This is a genomic window from Micromonospora sp. DT201 (genome assembly GCF_049841575.1).
In the GTDB taxonomy this organism is placed as follows: domain Bacteria; phylum Actinomycetota; class Actinomycetes; order Mycobacteriales; family Micromonosporaceae; genus Micromonospora.
In genome coordinates, this window is sequence record NZ_JBNCKP010000137.1 from 1 (window position 1) to 209 (window position 209).

The window sequence follows — 209 nt, forward strand, 5'->3', positions numbered from 1 at the left end:
GACGCCGGTCAGGTGGCGTGGTCGTTGGCCACTGCCCGGACCCGGTTTGATCATCGTGCGGTGCGGTTGGCCCCGGACTTGGTGGTGCAGGGCAACAAAGTCTCGGCCGATGGTCGTGTGGTGTTCGTGTTCCCGGGTCAGGGTTCGCAGTGGGCCGGTATGGCTGAGGATTTGATGGCTTCCTCGCCGAGGTTCCGCAGCTTGATGGG

The 209-nt window shown here is 64.6% G+C and carries 1 protein-coding gene; it reads left to right on the forward strand.

All coding sequences use genetic code 11. The features are described from left to right. Window positions 1–126 precede the first annotated feature (126 nt). On the forward strand, window positions 127–209 hold an 83-nt coding region (locus ACLQ28_RS34720), incomplete at its 3' end, for an acyltransferase domain-containing protein (RefSeq protein ID WP_425690479.1).